Below are 16,640 nucleotides of genomic sequence, written 5' to 3'. Positions count from 1 at the left end.
TTATGAAAATTATAAATAAATTTCTTCTGTTTGGTTTGGCGGTTAGTGTATGCTTTACCTCTTGCAATACAGAAGAACTACAGGATCTAAATATTAATCCACAGGCAGTAAATGAAATAGATTTGAATTTCATGTTCACGGCTGCTCAGCTAGGATCTGCTTCAGGAGGATCTGCTGGAGACAATAGGTACCTTGATTGGAGAACCAATATAGGCATGACTGCCTACTTGATTCAGCATTTGGCCAATGCTGGTGGTGGAATCGCTCCTGGGGATAAATACACTGAAAATTTTGAGTCAAATAGCGCACCTTTCGAATTCTTCTATGGAGATGCATTGAAAAATATTTCAGAAGTAATCAAACAAACAGGTCCGGGAGGATACGATGAAGGGAATAAAATAAATACTAGAAACGCTGCACGAATTATGCGGGTTTTGAATTTCCATCGACTTACGGATTTTTATGGGAATGTCCCTTATTTCAATGCGCTCCAAGGAATGGAAGGTGTTTTCTTTCCTGAATACGATGAGCAATCAGCCATTTATCCTGATTTATTAAAAGAATTGGAGGAAGCGACTGCGGCAATGAGTACCTCTAATCCAGATGATGGCTTTTCAAAAGCAGACATTATTTACGAAGGGGATATAGCCAAATGGAAAAAATTTGGTTATTCACTGATGCTGCGGTTAGCGATGAGGGTTTCAAATGTAGCGCCTCAAATGGCCGATGAATATGTTACCAAGGCAATTGCAGGAGGCGTTATGGAAAGCAATGATGACAATGCCTGGGTGCCCATGTCAGAAGGTCCTAGCGTTTGGATCAATCAGAATGGTATTTCTAGGGCTTTCTATCCAGGTGATGGAGGACAGCCTACTTACCTAAGCAATACCCTAGTAGATTGGTTAAAAGCTGGTGCAACTACAGCAGATGAGGTAGACCCACGATTAATGATCATTAGTGGAGGAATAGCTGATTGGTCAGCAGTTGCATGGACTCCTACCAATACCAATCCATTGGAACAAAGAGGGATGCCAAATGGATATGATGCCTCTGGCTTGGATGAGCTGGAAGGAGAGCAAGTAAATTTGGTAACAACCTATTCCAAAATTAATTACCTGATGCTTCAATTAGATGCGCCTTATATCTTCATGAATTATGCTGAATCTGCATTTTTGCAGGCGGAAGCTTTGGAAAGAGGAATTGGTTCTGGAATTCCAAATGCTGCTGAGGATCATTATGAGGCTGGTGTGAAAGGTGCCATGCAAATGTATACCCCCTTTGATGCTTCTTTAACTGTTTCTGATGAGGCAGTAGCCGCTTACCTTCAAAGACATCCTTATGGTGTAGAAAAGCCTGCATTGGAAATGATTGGAGAGCAAATGTGGGTGAGCAAGTTTTTCAACTGGTGGGAAGCATGGTCTGACTGGAGAAGAACTGGATATCCTCAGTTAACTCCTACCAACTACCCTGGAAATATTACGCAAGGACAGATCATGAGAAAACTTAGGTACCCATCATCTGAAGTTGCAGCCAATGCGAATTTTCAAGAAGGAGCTACTTTGCCAGATATAAACACTACTCGTGTATGGTGGGACGTAGCAAACTAAAGTGAGGTTTTGCTTTGAAAAAAAAATCAATGTTTTAGAAACAAAGAATGTTTTTACTTGGTTAATTTAGTGTTTTATAAAAGGCTGCCCATGGGCAGCCTTTTTATTGTTTATATATTCCATCTCCATCGGATCCCATGATAGCCCCCCACAGTGGTTTGTCTCTTATTTTTATAGGCAAGTCGATTCTTTTAATCTTCATTCCGAGAAAGGATAATATATCTCCGTGACTAAAATACTGGCAATGTACCAAATCCAAATAACCATCGCTGTCCAGGTCCCCGATCCACGGTGTAGAAAACACATTTTTAAACCCTTTTGCTTGATCCAGAATGAAGGTAGTGTCTGCTTTGAAATCCATCAACATTAATTTGTTTTCGATCAGAAAAGCTGACCGATCGTCGATGGCTCTACTACAGTCGTATTCATTGATGCTGAATATCACCTCATCCATATCGTCATTATTGAGGTCATAGGCTATGGGTGAGGAAAACCCGGTACATCCCATTTCTTTTTTTATTAAAGGCTTACCGGACTTACCATCTATCATTACTTGCACTAATCCCGTGTTTTCTGGCCATATTCCTTTACTCACAAAAGTAAATAAGTCAGGAATGTCATCGTCGGTGAATTGACCCACCGCAAAACTATTACTGCATTCGGTGTCAGGCAATTGAAGTTGCCATATTGTGTTTAGGCGATTACCATCGATAGCCGTAATGGTACTTGCATGAGAAATGCCGATAAAATCTAAAAATCCATCTTTATTCAGATCTACTAATACCGGTGAAGCAATAAAGCCATGTCCCTTTTCACTTACCAAGGGTCTAGCGTTGGACAAGTTATTATCCATAAGATCACTCAGTTCTGCTATATAAAGGCTTCCAGGTAAGGTTTCTCCACCTGTCCCAAAAAGTACTTGCTGAGAACCTGTAGCTTCCTGGTGGATATACAAAGGTGACAAATAAGTTTCTCCGGCATCTGGCATGGTATCCGCTGCCATGATTTCACCATTTACAGGGTTGATCACCATTAAAACCCCAGGATACCTGCCTTCAGTAACATTGGGAGCAATTTTAGCATTTCCCCCATTACTAGAAAGCAATTCTTCTACTCCATCTCCATTCTGATCAGGTATAGTGACGCTATTGTTGAAGTTAAACCTGGCATGTTTTAGAACGGGATGGTTTAAATGATCCAATGTATCAAATTCCCAAATCAAACTTCCAGACTGACCGTCGATGGCCTTAAGGTGAGGTCCCCGACCTCCAATAAAAACATCGGGTATTCCATCTTTGTTTACATCCAAAAAAGTAGCTGATCCAAATACTTGGTCTTCCGTTTCCTGTGTCCACAAAAGCTCACCATCCAAGCCGTTAATGGCTAAAATACCTGATTCTGTGTGCTCCAATTCATTCTTTCCTGCCCCGATTACAAAATCCAGTATTCCATCCCCATTTAGGTCTGCAGACCTAGGTGATGATTGCGAACCGATCACCGGGAAGTTAGCTTCCCAGATTAATAAACTCTTCTCTTTTTTGTTACATGATGAAACAATAAGGAGCAAGATTATACAGGTAGGTAACTTATAGTAGGACATTTTTCAGGTTTACTTAAGGTTGTTTAATAATAAAGAAATTTTAAACATTGAACAAACCGAGAGTGAAGCTACTCAATTGAATACTTCCCTTTAGTGAGGCAATTGCTTTGGGTTTTATGTTGGTACCTGTTTTTATGAAGAAAAATAGCAGGATAGTACGATGATTAATCGTGAAAATAGCGCTTAAATAGCCAAAGTTAATAAACTCTTTTATTACAGAATATTTTAGCCTTACCCTTAGCTAAGGGATGTCTGCCATCAGCATTTCTAAATTAATTGTAAGAAGGGAAGAAAAACTGCGAAAAGTCTATTTTTAGCCTTTTAAAGTGCAATTATACCTATTGTGCGATCCCTCGAAAAAATGTAGATTTACTACTGAGCTCCATGGTTAAATATTTAGTGGGAAATAGGGGAGAAAATTGCGTTATGAAAAACAATAATATTTACGTCGTTTTTGTATTGTTCTTATACCTTAGTCCTTTTTGGATGATGGCACAAGGTTTTGATAAAATCTCAAGTCGAAAAACTGGAGTTAAGTTTCAAAATAAATTGATAGAGAGCCAGCACACCAATATTTTAACCTATGAATATTTTTATAATGGAGGAGGTGTAGCCATAGGTGATATTAACAATGATGGCTTGGATGACCTCTTTTTTACTGGAAACATGACTTCCAATGGCCTTTATCTAAACCAAGGGGAATTTAAATTCAAGGATATTGGTAAGGCTGCAGGAGTGCAAGGTAAAAATGCTTGGACTACCGGAGCTACTATGGCGGATGTCAATGGAGATGGTTACCTGGACATTTATGTTTGTTATTCGGGGAAAGGAGACGCCATATCCAGAAAAAATGAATTGCTGATCAATCAAAAGAACAATACTTTTATAGATGAGGCCGAAAAGTACGGATTGGCGGATCCAGCCAATAGCATTCAGGCTGCATTTTTTGATTATGACCTGGATGGTGATCTTGACATGTATTTGCTCAACCACAATACGCAAGTAATCAATGAAATAGATTTTGACGCGAAAAGGAAGGACAGAAATTCCCTTTCAGGAGACAAACTTTTTAGGAATGATAATGGCGTCTTTACTGATATTAGTGAAGCGGCTGGTATTATTGGGAATTCTATGGGGTTTGGCTTGGGTATAGCAATTGCAGATATTACCGGGGATGGCTTTCCTGATATGCACATTTCAAATGATTATATAGAGCCTGATTATTTGTATATAAACAACGGGGATGGCACTTTTTCGGAAAAGTTGACGGAATATTTACAACACATTTCTTATTACTCTATGGGTTCTGATATCAGTGATGTAAACAACGACGGGCTATCGGATATTTTTACCCTGGACATGCTTCCTAAGGACAATGAGCGACAAAAATTACTTTATGGACCGGAGAATTATGAGCAATATGCATTGATGGTGATGAAAGGGTTTTACCATCAAAACATGCGAAATATGCTCCATATTAACCAAGGGACTGGTTTGTTTAGCGAAATTGGGCAGCTTGCGGGAGTTTCAAATACGGATTGGAGTTGGGCCGCTTTCTTTACGGATTTTGACAATGACGGTTGGAAAGATCTTTTTGTAAGTAACGGCTATTTTCGAGATTATACCAACAGGGATTTTTTAAAGTACAAAGGGGACTATTATTTCAGCAAAGCAAGGGCAAAGGAAAAAGCAGATACCCTACACCTCGTGACAAGTATGAGTTCTACACCTATTCAGGATTATATGTATAGAAATAAGAATGGGCTAGTTTTTGAAGATGTTTCCGATGATTGGGGCTTTTCTGAACCGAATTTCTCGAATGGAGCGGCTTATGCTGACCTTAATAATGACGGCGCACTGGATTTGGTTGTCAACCATTTAAATGACTATGCAGGTGTTTATGCCAATGTGTTGAAACCTGAAAAAAGTGCAGGGAACTACCTTAAAATAAAGCTGCAGGGTGAAGGCTTCAATACCAGTGGCGTAGGAGCGAAAGTCTCTGTGTACACGGGTAGTGAACAGCAGTATTTTGAACAGCAACCTACTCGGGGCTTCCAATCCTCGGTCAGCCATGTTTTGCATATAGGCTTAGGAAGCGTAGCCAATGTCGACTCTTTGAAGATTAGCTGGACTGGAGGCAAAGAGCAATGGATAATGGATATCGAAAGCAATCAATTACTTGTTCTCGAAGAACGCAATGCAAAGACCAAACTGCCAAATGCTTTAGAAAAAAAACCACCTCTTTTTACTAAAATTGTTTCCCCCATTCCTTATACACACACAGAAGCTGGATTCAATGATTTTAAGCGTCAACCACTTTTGTCACATATGTTGTCTCCTAGTGGGCCAGTGATAGCTGTGGGAGATGTGAATAAGAATGGGTATGCAGATGTATTTATAGGGGGCACTACTGAAAAACCGGGAAAATTATATTTTCAGGTTTCTACAGGTCAATTTTTGGAGTCTCAAGGATTGAATTTAACGGATGAAATTGGAAGTGCTACTACTGATGCTGTTTTTTTTGATGCGAATGGAGATGGTTTGCAGGACTTGTATATTGTAAAAGGAGGGTATCACGACTTTGAAAGAGATTCTCCTGAATTAAAGGACCAATTGTACATCAATCAAGGTAGTGGAAACTTTAAGTTTCAAGCAGATGCATTGCCGGAAGCTTTGAGCAGTGGGAGCGTGGTGAAGCCCATAGACCTTGACAATGATGGAGATTTGGATCTTTTTATTGGAGGAAGAGCTGTTCCAGGACAATACCCAAAACCTGCCGCGTCTTTTATTTTTATCAACGACGGAAAAGGTAAGTTTGAAGACCATACCACTGTGCTTTTTCCAGGTTTATCAGACCTAGGCATGGTTACCGATGCTTCATGGCTGGACATTGATCAAGACGGATGGCAGGATTTGATAATTGTTGGCGATTGGATGCCTATAAGTGTTTTTTTGAACAAGGAGGGGAAAAGTTTCATTAACCAGACTTCCCAATACTTTGAAGTCCCGTTGGTTGGGAAATGGTCAAAATTGGCGCCGGCCGACTTTGATGGTGATGGGGATTTGGATTTTATTGTGGGAAATTTTGGTACAAATAGTCAGTTAAAGGCCAATGTGAAGGAGCCTTTGACCCTAGTATATGCTGATTTTGATGGCAATGGTTCAGTAGACCCCATTTTAAATTACTATTTCGAGGGAGAGCTTGTACCTTTTATGAGCAGGGATGAATTATTGGATCAAATGTACGGAATGCGTAGTAAGTTTACCGATTATGCCTCCTTTTCAAAAGCCACACTTGAGGACCTATTTAGCAAAGAAGCGCTAGCTAAAGCTCAAAAGTTAGAAGTTAATGAACTGAAAACGATTTATTTGGAAAATAAAGGTGATAAATTCGAAAGACATGAATTGCCGGTAGAAGCACAATATGCCCCTGTTTTTGCGATTAGTGCTATGGATTTTGATGAGGATGGGCATCTGGATTTTATTCTTGGTGGAAATCAGAATACAGCCAGGCTTCGATTAGGCATGATAGATGCCAATTTTGGTCAAATTTATCTCGGAGATGGAAAGGGCCAGTTTTCAACAGTTCCCCCATTGGAAACTGGATTAAACTTTATAGGCGATGTGAAGAATATACAATTTATAGCATTATCGTATCTTAAAGTATTGTTGGTTGGTATAAACAATCAAGGAGTGGAGGCCTATGTCCTCAACAATAGTTTAACAAAAAAGCCTTTGAAAAACTTGTCTAGAAAAAATCAGTAAACCTATTATGTATTCATTCAATGAAAAACAGAAAGATAAATTTAGAGGAAAGGGAAATACCAGAAAGCTGGTACAATATCGTAGCAGATATGCCTAATAAACCATTGCCACCATTAAACCCTGGAACCCTAGAACCTCTAGGTCCTGAGGCTTTGGCTCCTTTGTTTCCAGAAGCTTTGATCAAGCAGGAGATGACAAGCGATAAATGGGTGACGATACCCGATGAGGTTCGGAATATGTATGCTATATGGAGACCTACTCCTATGTACAGGGCATATGGTTTGGAGAAAGCACTGGATACACCTGCAAAGATTTATTATAAATATGAAGGCGTAAGTCCTTCTGGGTCTCATAAACCCAACACGGCTATCCCACAAGCTTATTACAATAAGCAGGAGGGTGTAAAAAGGATTACCACAGAAACTGGTGCTGGGCAGTGGGGAAGTGCACTGAGCTTTGCCTGTCAGCATTTTGGTATTGAGTGTGATGTTTACATGGTTAGGCTTTCCTATAATGACAAGCCCTACAGGAAAATGATGATGAACACCTGGGGAGCCAATGTTTACCCTTCTCCCTCAGATAGAACAGCTGCGGGTAGAAAGATCCTTGCGGAGCATCCCGATTCTCCAGGAAGCCTTGGGATCGCTATTTCTGAAGCAGTAGAAATGGCAGCCACTCGGGAGGATACTAAATATGCCTTAGGATCTGTGCTTAACCATGTGAAATTACACCAAACGATTATCGGATTGGAAGCGATCAAGCAAATGGAAAAAGCGGGCAGTGATATGCCAGACATTGTAATTGCTCCCTTTGGTGGAGGATCAAATTTCGCTGGACTTTCTTTCCCCTTTTTGAGGTTAAACCTGGAAGGGGGTAAAAAAATTCGATGCATTGCCAGTGAGCCGGCCTCCTGTCCAAAACTTACCCGTGGCGTATTCAGGTACGACTTTGGGGATACCGCAGGGATGACACCATTGTTGCCAATGTATACCCTTGGACATGACTTTATTCCTGCCCCAATTCATGCTGGAGGTCTTCGATATCATGGAGCAGGGGTAATTGTTAGCCAATTGCTAAAGGATAACCTGATTGAGGCGCAGTCGCACGATAACCTTGAAATATTTGAGGCTGGGGTGCTTTTTGCCAGATCAGAAGGAATAATACCTGCTCCTGAAGCCAATCATGGTATTGCCACAGCCATTAAGGAAGCCAAAATATGCAAGGAGGAAGGGGTATCCAAAACCATCTTGTTTAACCTCTGTGGACATGGTAATTTTGATATGAAGGCCTACGATGATTATTTTTCTGGAAAAATAAAAAGCCATGAACTTAGCCAGGAAGAGATCGACAATTCTATTTCAAAATTAAATACGCCTACAATTCCTGTTTAAGAGATAAGCTTATTTAGTCTATGCATAGAAGAGGTTTTATAAAAAAAGGAGGTTTAGCTTGTGCTGCCTTGACATTACCTGGGGGAGTTCCGTTTTATGACATTGATCCCAATGATGTTGAAAAGGATATTCCCTTGATTGACACCCATCTCCACTTATGGGATTTAAATCACTTGGATTATCCTTGGCTACAGAATCCTGAAAACCCTCTTTCCAGAAACTACTTATTGGCAGACTATAAGGAAGCGACTGCTGGATTACCGATTGAGAAAATGGTTTTCGTAGAATGTGCGAGGGATCCTGGTCAATACCTTCAGGAAGTAGATTGGGTGAGAGGGATTCAAGAAAAAGACAAGAGGATTTCTGGAATGGTGGCCTATTTCCCATTAGAGAAGGGCATGTCAGGGGCCAAGGAAATGGAGGTAATGGCAGAAAGAAAAATTGTTAAAGGTATTCGGAAAGCTTTTATGCCAGGCCACCAGAATTTTCTGGAGGGTATTAAATTGCTTGGTCAATTTAATTGGTCTTATGATCTCAATATACGACCTAGGGATCTTCCGGCAGCATTTAAATTTGCTAAATCAAACCCAAATTTGGTGATAATTTTGGACCATATAGCCAATCCTGATATTGGAAACAACGATTGGGAAACTTGGGAAAAAGCCATTTCACCGTTTTCATCCTTGCAAAATGTCTCATGCAAAATTTCAGGAATGCTGACCAAAACAGATTTAACGGTTGGAAGTATTGAACAGATGGAACCTTATTTTGATACCGTCTTAGAGGTCTTTGGGATTGATAGGGTACTTTTCGGTGGGGATTGGCCGGTTTTGTTAAGAGCCGCAAGTTACCGTGATTGGATAAAAGTTTTTTATACAATGACTCAGGGTTTGACGTTCAGTGAAAAGAAAAAATTGTATTACAGAAATGCAGCATCCATATATAGGTTATGAGAAGGCAGGTATAAAATTGTTGTAGCTAGGAATTCAATGTTTTAAGGAGATTATCGATAGTTTTTTTATATTTATTAAACAAAAAAATTAACAATGCTTGATAAACCAAATAAAGATAAAAAGCCTGGCTCCAGGAGGGATTTTATTAAAACCTCTTCATTAAGTGCTGCGGGTTTTTTTATAGTACCAAGATTTGTTCTCGGGGGTAAAGGTCATGTAGCACCAAGTGATAAAGTAAATGTTGGCATGGTGGGAGTAGGGGGTAAAGGTCGACAAAATGCCCAGGATTTAATGAAACTTGACGATGTGCAAATCACTGCCATTGCTGATCCTGCTGAGTACTGGGATCTTGCCAATTTTTATTACAGGTCCATCGCCGGAAGAAACCCTGTGAAAAGAATGGTAGAAGACCATTTTGAAGACAAATCGGAAAACTATAAAGTAAATGAATACCTTGATTTTCGGGAAATGCTCGAGAAGGAAAAGGGCTTGGATGCAATTTGTTGCTCGACCCCAGACAATACCCATGCCGTTGTCACCTACGCCTCTATGAAGCTAGGGAAGCATGTTTATTGCGAAAAACCCCTTACCCATAATATTTGGGAAGCCAGAATGATCAAGGATTTGACTAAAGAAACTGGATTGGCTACTCAGATGGGGAATGTAGGGCATAGTACGGATGGCATACGTCAAACAGTTGAGTACCTTAGGGCTGGTGTCATTGGAAATGTTCAGGAAACCCACTCTTGGGTGCCAGCTTCAAGGTGGATAGACGAAATGCAAGCCGTACCTACTACCAATACACAAAAGCCTCATGGCTTTGACTGGGACTTATGGTTGGGCCCCTCAGCCAACCGCCCCTTTCATGAGTGGTATACCCCTGTGACATGGAGAGATTTTTGGGATTTCGGTTGTGGTGCTCTGGGAGACTTCGGCTGCCATGATATGGATGCAGCGACCTGGGCTTTTGAGCTTGGTCACCCTGATACTATCGAGGTTTTTCCTGCAGGATTTAGCAATGAAAATATCGCACCTTATGGAGAGATTGGTTATTATAATTTCCCTGACAACAATACAGGTAAGCCCATCCAATTGACTTGGTATTCAGGTGGACTTAAACCCAAACTTCATCCATCCTTGCCTGAAGGATATCAGTGGCCTTCAAGAGGAACTTTGTTTGTAGGTGATAAAGGAGTAATAGTGAATGGAGGAGATCGAGTGCCTCATGTTTTTCCAGAGAGCCTAGCGGCAAATTTGAAAAAGCCTAAAGAAGTTATTCCACGTTCCAATGGTCATTTTAGAGATTGGGTGGATGCTATAAAAGGAGGACCGGCAGCAAGTTCAAACTTCGAGTATGGTGCTCATTTGACAGAAATCACTTTATTAGGCGTGCTTTCCTTAAGAATGAAAGGACAAAAAATTAAATGGGATGCCAAAAATCTTAAAGCAATTGGCTTAAGTGAAGTGGATCAATACATTAAAGAACCAGTTAGAAATGGATGGGAGATGAGCTAAGCCATCATAGACCAAAAAAAGCCGACTTAATAAATAAGTCGGCTTTTTTTGGTCTATTTTATGAAAAATAGAAAAGATGGGTTAGGTCATTGGCGCATCTCAAGGTTTGTCTGTAGGTTTCTTTGCTATCCTTAATCCAATAGAAAATTGTTGAAAAATGTACTTTTTAAAGCCATCCACGCAAAGAAAAACAGTATCCCCCACATGAGGTAAGGCCTGTAATAGTCCATTGTTTCTTTGTACCTGGACTCTATGATTTCAGCCTTCTCTAATTCGTCTATTTTCGTGAATATATTTTCCAATGCCTGGTCATCTGAAGCCCTAAAGAATTCAGCTTTAGTGATGCGGGCTATATTCCTTAATGTTTCTTCATTGAGGTAACTTTCTATCATCTGTGGCCTGCCAAAAAAGTCAGTACCATAAGGCACCATCCCATCTTTACCTACAGCAATGGTGTAAATTTTCACATCCATAGCTTCAGCAAGCTGGGCGGCGAAAACCGGGTCCACGTTTCCCGCGTTATTGTCTCCATCACTCAATAAGACCATTACTTTGGATTTGGCTTCAGATTCCCTCATGCGGTTGATCCCAGTGGATACAGCACTGCCAATTGCTGTGCCTTTGGCGTCCATCATGTTGAAGGTAATGCTATTTACCAAATCTGTTAAAAGTTCATAATCAGTGGTAAGTGGGGCTAAAGAAAAAGCTTCACCTGAGAAGATTACCATGCCTATTCTATCGGCGATTCTACCGTTGATAAAATCAATTGCAGTTTCTTTCGCTGCCTCTAATCTATTGGGTGTGAAATCTTGTAAGTCCATGGATTCGGAAATATCCAATACCAGCATGATGTCTATTCCTTCGGTGTATTGTTCTACCTTTTCATTCGTTCGTTGTGGTCTTGCGAGGGCTATTATCACCATCCATAAAGCAAGCAGAAAGAATAGGGAAGGAATAAGCCGAAGGTAAGTCCATGGATTTTTGGAAGGGACAATTTTCGGTAGAGAGAGTTCTAATACTGGCTTTTGCAGTTTTTTAATCAACTTCCTGATTAAAAGTACTATTGGAATGACCCAAATTAGATGAAGTAAGAAAAAGTTTTCCCACTCAAAGCTGCGGAGGGTTTCCGGAGAAAACCAGCTCCAAGAGAAAAAGGAAGAGAAATCAGTCATGATTGTAAATTTTATCTATTTTTTCTTCCAATAGACCTTCAGATATATTTAATAGATTATCACAGGCTTCCTGAATATTATCATCTACGCGGTTGGCATAAATAATGAGTTCGACTTTTCTAAAGTCCTTAATTATCTCTGGTTTATTTAGGTGAACCGAGATTTCGGTAGCGGTCCACTCCTTGTAGGGTAGGCCGGTTAAATTCTCTAAATAATTTTTCCATAATCCCAACAACTCATCTGCTTCCTGAATACCTGGGTTTTTCACTAGGGAATTCATAGAGCCTTCCCAATTGGAGATGAATGTGCGCCATTTTTTTCGTTCCCTATAAGCTTTCCAACGCTTAAAGAGGCCTTTTCCAAATACCAGGAAGGCGAGCACTATTAGAATTACCAGAACTGAAATGCCAATGATTAAATATGGGTAATTGAAAGCAACAGGTATATTGAGGTAGCTGTTGTTTTCTTCGAAAGCCAGTTCTTCAGGTATTTCATCTATTGTTAGTGTCAGCCCCAGCATAGCAGGTTGAGGGAAATGACTGATACTGTCATAGTTTAGCACTTCAAACACAGGCATGCGAAAAGCTTGCACCGAATCTAAAGAGAAATTTGAAATCCAGTAAACGGCACTGTCCAAGGTGAGACTGTCTTCTGAAAGGGAAGAAAATACCTGTTTGTTCAAATATTCAAAATTCCCAAAGTTATAAGTTGAATCTGGGAATATTACAGGTACATCACTTGGATAGCTAGATTTTAAAACATAGCCTACTCTTTCCCCTAATTTTGCAGAATCCTGCAAAAAATATCCTTCTACCACAACATCTTGCCCTTGAGCAAAGGGAATAGATGAGATAAGAAAGATAACCAAACAACCTAGTTTTACTATTCTATCCACGTTTCATGGTTTTATTTCTCAACTTAAATAATTCCATCAAAGGTAGGACGATGTCCTGATCAGTTGCTATCTGAAGATAATTGATCTGGTTCTTTTTGCAAAAATCTTTGAGGTTGGTCCTGTCGCTAGTAAATGACGTGGCGATTTTTTTCGAAAATCCACCGAAAGCAGTATTTACCCAAGTGGTTTTATCTTCCTCTTTATCAAAAACAGGAATTATACCTAAAGAAGGCAAAGCCGACTCTATTGGATCAGTCATTTGCAATACAACTAAATCATGTTTGAAAGCCAAGGCTTTTAAAGGCCTTTCATATTCTTCATCTATAAAATCTGATATGACGAAAAGAATAGACCTTTTTTTAATAAGGTTGAGACAAAATGTAAACAAGCCGTTAAGGTCTGTTTTTTTTGATTTTGTTTCTGAATTAAATATTCCTTTTATGATTTTAACTGCTTGTCGAGTTCCTTTACCTGGGGTAATAATGGTTTCTTTTTGATCAGAATAACTTACTAGTCCCACTTGTGATCCTTCATGAACGGATGCCAGTGTCAATACCCCTGCAATTTCTTTACCGAGGTCAATTTTTTTACGCACTTTGCTACCGATATCTTGGGATCCGCTGACATCTAAAAGGAAATAAATGCTTTGGTCTTTGTCCTCTTTAAAGGTTTTGACAAATGTCCCATGTCCTTTTGCAGAAACTTTCCATTCAATAGTTCTCACATCATCACCATACTGATAGGGACGAAGATCGTCAAACTCTAGGCCGGCACCCTTGAAAATAGAGAGATGATCCCCTTGGAGATGACTATTCGCCACTTTCCTGAGTAGGATTTCATATTTTCTAAGCTTTTTTATCAGTTGGTTCATTTTCATTTTTGAATCAGAGGCCTAATTTAGCAGTCTCATTCGAATAATAAAACGACTTAGCCTATACTTATTGTCAATTTTAAAAGGAATTAGGTAATTTTGAAATGTGAAACACCTATGTATAGCTTTTGCTTTTCTTCTCGGGACGATTTCCTGTCGCGATAATAATGGTTCAGATGATATTTTATCTGAAGACACCATGGTCAATATTCTTGTGGAAATACATATGACAGAGGGCTTTGTGCAGTCCCTCTCCATTCCGTATGATTCTTCCAAGGTCCTTTATCCGATTTTGGAAAGGCGTATTTTTGAAAAGTACGGTATCCCTGATTCAGTTTATGTTAAAAGTTTGGAATTTTATTTGAGGGATGCCGCCAAAATGGAATATTTATATGAACGGGCAATTGATTCATTGTCAGTCAAAGAAAAAGAAGCGCAGCAAAACCAACAGCCATAAATGAAATTATATCCTGATAATTTAGAGGAGAAAATAGACTTTGACAAGATCAAAGATTTAATCAGACAAGAATGCACAGGTATTCTGGGGGCTGATTTTGTAAAAAAAATTGCTTTTTCGAAAGACCGACGATTACTTAGTAGGCTTTTGTCTCAAACTGAGGAGTTTAGACAGATATTGGTCTCAGGTGATCCATTCCCTAGTAATAATTATATTAATATTTACCCTTATCTAAACAAAGCGAAGATTGAAGGGACTTTTCTCTTTGAAGAAGATTTTCATGAGATTCGACTCGGATTAAAAACACTTTCTGGCTGTGTTCTTTTTTTTAAGAAAAATGCAGAAGAATACCCCCAATTGTACCAACTTTTGGGAATGGTAGAAGACAATATACCTTTAGAGTTTAGTATAGATAAAGTACTTGATGACAAGGGTAGAATGAAGGACAATGCTTCCAAGGAATTGAACCTTGTCCGAACCCAACTTTCTTACGAAGAAAATAGAATTCGGAAAGTACTTGATAGTATTTATAGGACAGCAAAAGCGCAAGGGTTTACCCCTGAAGATGCCTCTATTACTATAAGGGGAGGCAGAATGGTCATTCCTGTATTGGCTGAGTATAAAAGGCGTATCAAAGGATTTATCCACGATGAATCGGCAACAGGGCAAACAGTGTACCTTGAGCCTGCAGAAGTTCTGGACATCAATAATGATATCAAAGATCTCCTATACATGGAGCGGAGGGAAGTTCAGAAGATCCTTATGAGACTAACTGACGAGCTCAGAGAATTCATACCAACCTTAAGAAGGGCCTTTTATTTTCTAGGAATGGTTGATTTCATTAGAGCGAAGGCCAAATTTGCTGTAAAAATCAATGGCATAAATCCGGAGATGGTTAAAGAAAGAGAAATGTCTTGGGTAAAAGCCAGACATCCACTCCTGGAAATGTCGCTCAAGCAGCAGAAGAAAGAAATTGTACCTGTAACCATTCACCTGAATCCTAACAATAGGTTATTGGTAATTTCAGGCCCAAATGCAGGCGGAAAGTCCGTTACCCTTAAAACTGTAGCCCTTGTGCAATTTATGTACCAATGTGGTTTGCTTGTTCCGATGGAGCCGAAATCAAAATGTGCCATCTTCGATCAATTTTTTATAGACATAGGAGACGAACAAAATATAGAGAACGATTTGAGTACTTACAGTTCACACTTGATGAACATGAAGCACTTTACTTTCTTTGCCAATAAAAAAACGATATTCTTCATTGATGAATTTGGTACTGGAACAGAGCCGCAGTTTGGTGGTGCAATAGCGGAAGCCCTATTGGTGGCCTTGAACAAGTCAGGTGCTTTTGGCTTGGTTACCACTCACTATGGTAACTTGAAACAACTGGCTTCCAAAAGTCAGGGAATGGTAAATGGTGCAATGAGGTTTGATGTGGATAGGCTTGAGCCACTTTATGAGCTTGAGATTGGAAAGCCAGGAAGCTCATTTGCTTTTGAAATTGCCGGTAAAATAGGAATACCTGAAGAAATTGTTCTTCATGCGAAAGCACAAATCGGAGAAACGAGAGTACGGTATGATAAGTTGCTGCTCAAAGTTGAAAGTGAGAAAAGTAAATATGAAAACCTGATGGCTGAAGTGGAGCGGAAAGACAGGTTGCTTGCCATCAAGCTAAGGGAGTACAATTCACTAAAAGCGACTTTAGATGGTCAACAAAAGGTTATTTTAAATGAAGCCAAAGCGCAAGCCAAGGTATTGCTAGATGATACCAATCGGAAAATCGAGAATACCATTCGTTCTATCAAAGAATCTCAAGCAAACAAAGAAACAACCAAACAGATAAGGAAAGAGTTTGATGCACATAAGGCAGCAATAAAGCCCGAGAAAAAGCCTGTTGAACCAAGAGAAACAATCAAGGTTGAAAGTGGGGCAATTGGCGTAGGGGACCAAGTGAGAATTAAAGACAATGGAGCCTTAGCAGAAGTCCTTGGAATTAAAGGGAAGCAGGTATCTGTCACTATTGGTGACCTTAAATCTACGGTGAATCTAAATCGATTGGAAAAAATATCAAATACGTCTCTTAAAAAGGAAAAGAGAGCGATAGAAAAAAGAATTACTTACGACACCTCTTCAAAGATGGCAAATTTCTCACCAAATCTGGATATAAGAGGGAAAAGAGGGGAAGAAGTATTAATTTTGGTTCAAAATTTCATTGATGACGCATTTATGTTGGGCATCAATGATGTCAAAGTAATTCATGGAAAAGGGGATGGTATTCTAAGGGAGCTAACAAGGAACCTCTTAAGAAGTACTTCCTCGGTGGCAGGGTTTTCGGACGAGCATGCGGATAGAGGAGGCTCTGGGGTAACATTGGTGCAGTTTAAAAATTAAAAAGCACTGATGAATGTTAC

11 protein-coding genes are annotated in these 16,640 nt (G+C 39.7%); 7 read left to right on the top strand and 4 right to left on the bottom strand.

All coding sequences use genetic code 11. From position 1 onward, the window contains the following. Positions 1–2 precede the first annotated feature (2 nt). Positions 3–1,607 carry a SusD/RagB family nutrient-binding outer membrane lipoprotein gene (locus tag AAC073_RS05850; protein WP_339922914.1) on the top strand — a complete coding sequence of 535 codons (1,605 nt, stop codon included), beginning with the start codon at positions 3–5 and terminating at the stop codon, positions 1,605–1,607. A 103-nt stretch (positions 1,608–1,710) separates the two neighbouring features. Here AAC073_RS05850 and AAC073_RS05845 read toward each other — a convergent pair whose 3' ends face one another. Then, positions 1,711–3,207, bottom strand: coding sequence for a hypothetical protein (locus tag AAC073_RS05845; protein ID WP_339922913.1), 1,497 nt, complete (start codon positions 3,205–3,207; stop codon positions 1,711–1,713). Between the two features lie 426 nt (positions 3,208–3,633). Here AAC073_RS05845 and AAC073_RS05840 point away from each other — a divergent pair, with 426 nt between their 5' ends. The 4 genes from AAC073_RS05840 to AAC073_RS05825 all read left to right on the top strand — a co-directional run bounded on the left by AAC073_RS05840 (position 3,634) and on the right by AAC073_RS05825 (position 10,831). Beyond that, positions 3,634–6,972, top strand: a complete 3,339-nt coding sequence (locus AAC073_RS05840) for a VCBS repeat-containing protein (RefSeq protein ID WP_339922912.1) — start codon at positions 3,634–3,636, stop codon at positions 6,970–6,972. 20 nt (positions 6,973–6,992) lie between these two features. Then, positions 6,993–8,363, top strand: a complete 1,371-nt coding sequence (locus AAC073_RS05835) for a TrpB-like pyridoxal phosphate-dependent enzyme (protein ID WP_339922911.1) — start codon at positions 6,993–6,995, stop codon at positions 8,361–8,363. 20 nt (positions 8,364–8,383) lie between these two features. Then, positions 8,384–9,316, top strand: coding sequence for an amidohydrolase family protein (locus tag AAC073_RS05830; protein WP_339922910.1), 933 nt, complete (start codon positions 8,384–8,386; stop codon positions 9,314–9,316). Between the two features lie 93 nt (positions 9,317–9,409). Further along, positions 9,410–10,831, top strand: a complete 1,422-nt coding sequence (locus tag AAC073_RS05825) for a Gfo/Idh/MocA family oxidoreductase (RefSeq protein ID WP_339922909.1) — start codon at positions 9,410–9,412, stop codon at positions 10,829–10,831. Between the two features lie 131 nt (positions 10,832–10,962). Here the strand turns inward: AAC073_RS05825 and AAC073_RS05820 are convergent, their stop codons facing one another. The 3 genes from AAC073_RS05820 to AAC073_RS05810 are packed head-to-tail and all read right to left on the bottom strand — an operon-like array spanning position 10,963 to position 13,769. Then, positions 10,963–12,003 carry a VWA domain-containing protein gene (locus AAC073_RS05820; protein WP_339922908.1) on the bottom strand — a complete coding sequence of 347 codons (1,041 nt, stop codon included), beginning with the start codon at positions 12,001–12,003 and terminating at the stop codon, positions 10,963–10,965. Then, positions 11,996–12,898, bottom strand: a complete 903-nt coding sequence (locus AAC073_RS05815; protein ID WP_339922907.1) for a hypothetical protein — start codon at positions 12,896–12,898, stop codon at positions 11,996–11,998. Before AAC073_RS05815 ends, AAC073_RS05820 begins: the two co-directional genes overlap by 8 nt. Next, entirely contained in the window at positions 12,891–13,769 is an 879-nt protein-coding gene (locus AAC073_RS05810) for a DUF58 domain-containing protein (RefSeq protein ID WP_339922906.1), read from the bottom strand. The genes AAC073_RS05815 and AAC073_RS05810 overlap by 8 nt, the downstream gene beginning before the upstream one ends. A gap of 106 nt (positions 13,770–13,875) precedes the next feature. Between AAC073_RS05810 and AAC073_RS05805 the strand changes: the two genes are divergently transcribed. After that, positions 13,876–14,226 carry a DUF4296 domain-containing protein gene (locus tag AAC073_RS05805; RefSeq protein ID WP_339922905.1) on the top strand — a complete coding sequence of 117 codons (351 nt, stop codon included), beginning with the start codon at positions 13,876–13,878 and terminating at the stop codon, positions 14,224–14,226. After that, positions 14,227–16,620, top strand: a complete 2,394-nt coding sequence (locus AAC073_RS05800) for a Smr/MutS family protein (RefSeq protein WP_339922904.1) — start codon at positions 14,227–14,229, stop codon at positions 16,618–16,620. The last annotated feature ends 20 nt before the right edge of the window (positions 16,621–16,640 follow it).

The organism is uncultured Cyclobacterium sp., from assembly GCF_963977555.1.
GTDB lineage: Bacteria > Bacteroidota > Bacteroidia > Cytophagales > Cyclobacteriaceae > Cyclobacterium.
This window is presented reverse-complemented; position numbering and strand designations above follow the sequence as displayed.

Bases quoted from the DNA above. Each gene is read 5' to 3' on its own strand.
- AAC073_RS05850 (WP_339922914.1), top strand. From the start codon at position 3: ATGAAAATTATAAATAAATTTCTTCTGTTTGGTTTGGCGGTTAGTGTA.
- AAC073_RS05830 (WP_339922910.1), top strand. From the start codon at position 8,384: ATGCATAGAAGAGGTTTTATAAAAAAAGGAGGTTTAGCTTGTGCTGCC.
- AAC073_RS05810 (WP_339922906.1), bottom strand. From the start codon at position 13,769: ATGAACCAACTGATAAAAAAGCTTAGAAAATATGAAATCCTACTCAGG.
- AAC073_RS05835 (WP_339922911.1), top strand. From the start codon at position 6,993: ATGAAAAACAGAAAGATAAATTTAGAGGAAAGGGAAATACCAGAAAGC.
- AAC073_RS05825 (WP_339922909.1), top strand. From the start codon at position 9,410: ATGCTTGATAAACCAAATAAAGATAAAAAGCCTGGCTCCAGGAGGGAT.
- AAC073_RS05820 (WP_339922908.1), bottom strand. From the start codon at position 12,003: ATGACTGATTTCTCTTCCTTTTTCTCTTGGAGCTGGTTTTCTCCGGAA.
- AAC073_RS05800 (WP_339922904.1), top strand. From the start codon at position 14,227: ATGAAATTATATCCTGATAATTTAGAGGAGAAAATAGACTTTGACAAG.
- AAC073_RS05845 (WP_339922913.1), bottom strand. From the start codon at position 3,207: ATGTCCTACTATAAGTTACCTACCTGTATAATCTTGCTCCTTATTGTT.
- AAC073_RS05840 (WP_339922912.1), top strand. From the start codon at position 3,634: ATGAAAAACAATAATATTTACGTCGTTTTTGTATTGTTCTTATACCTT.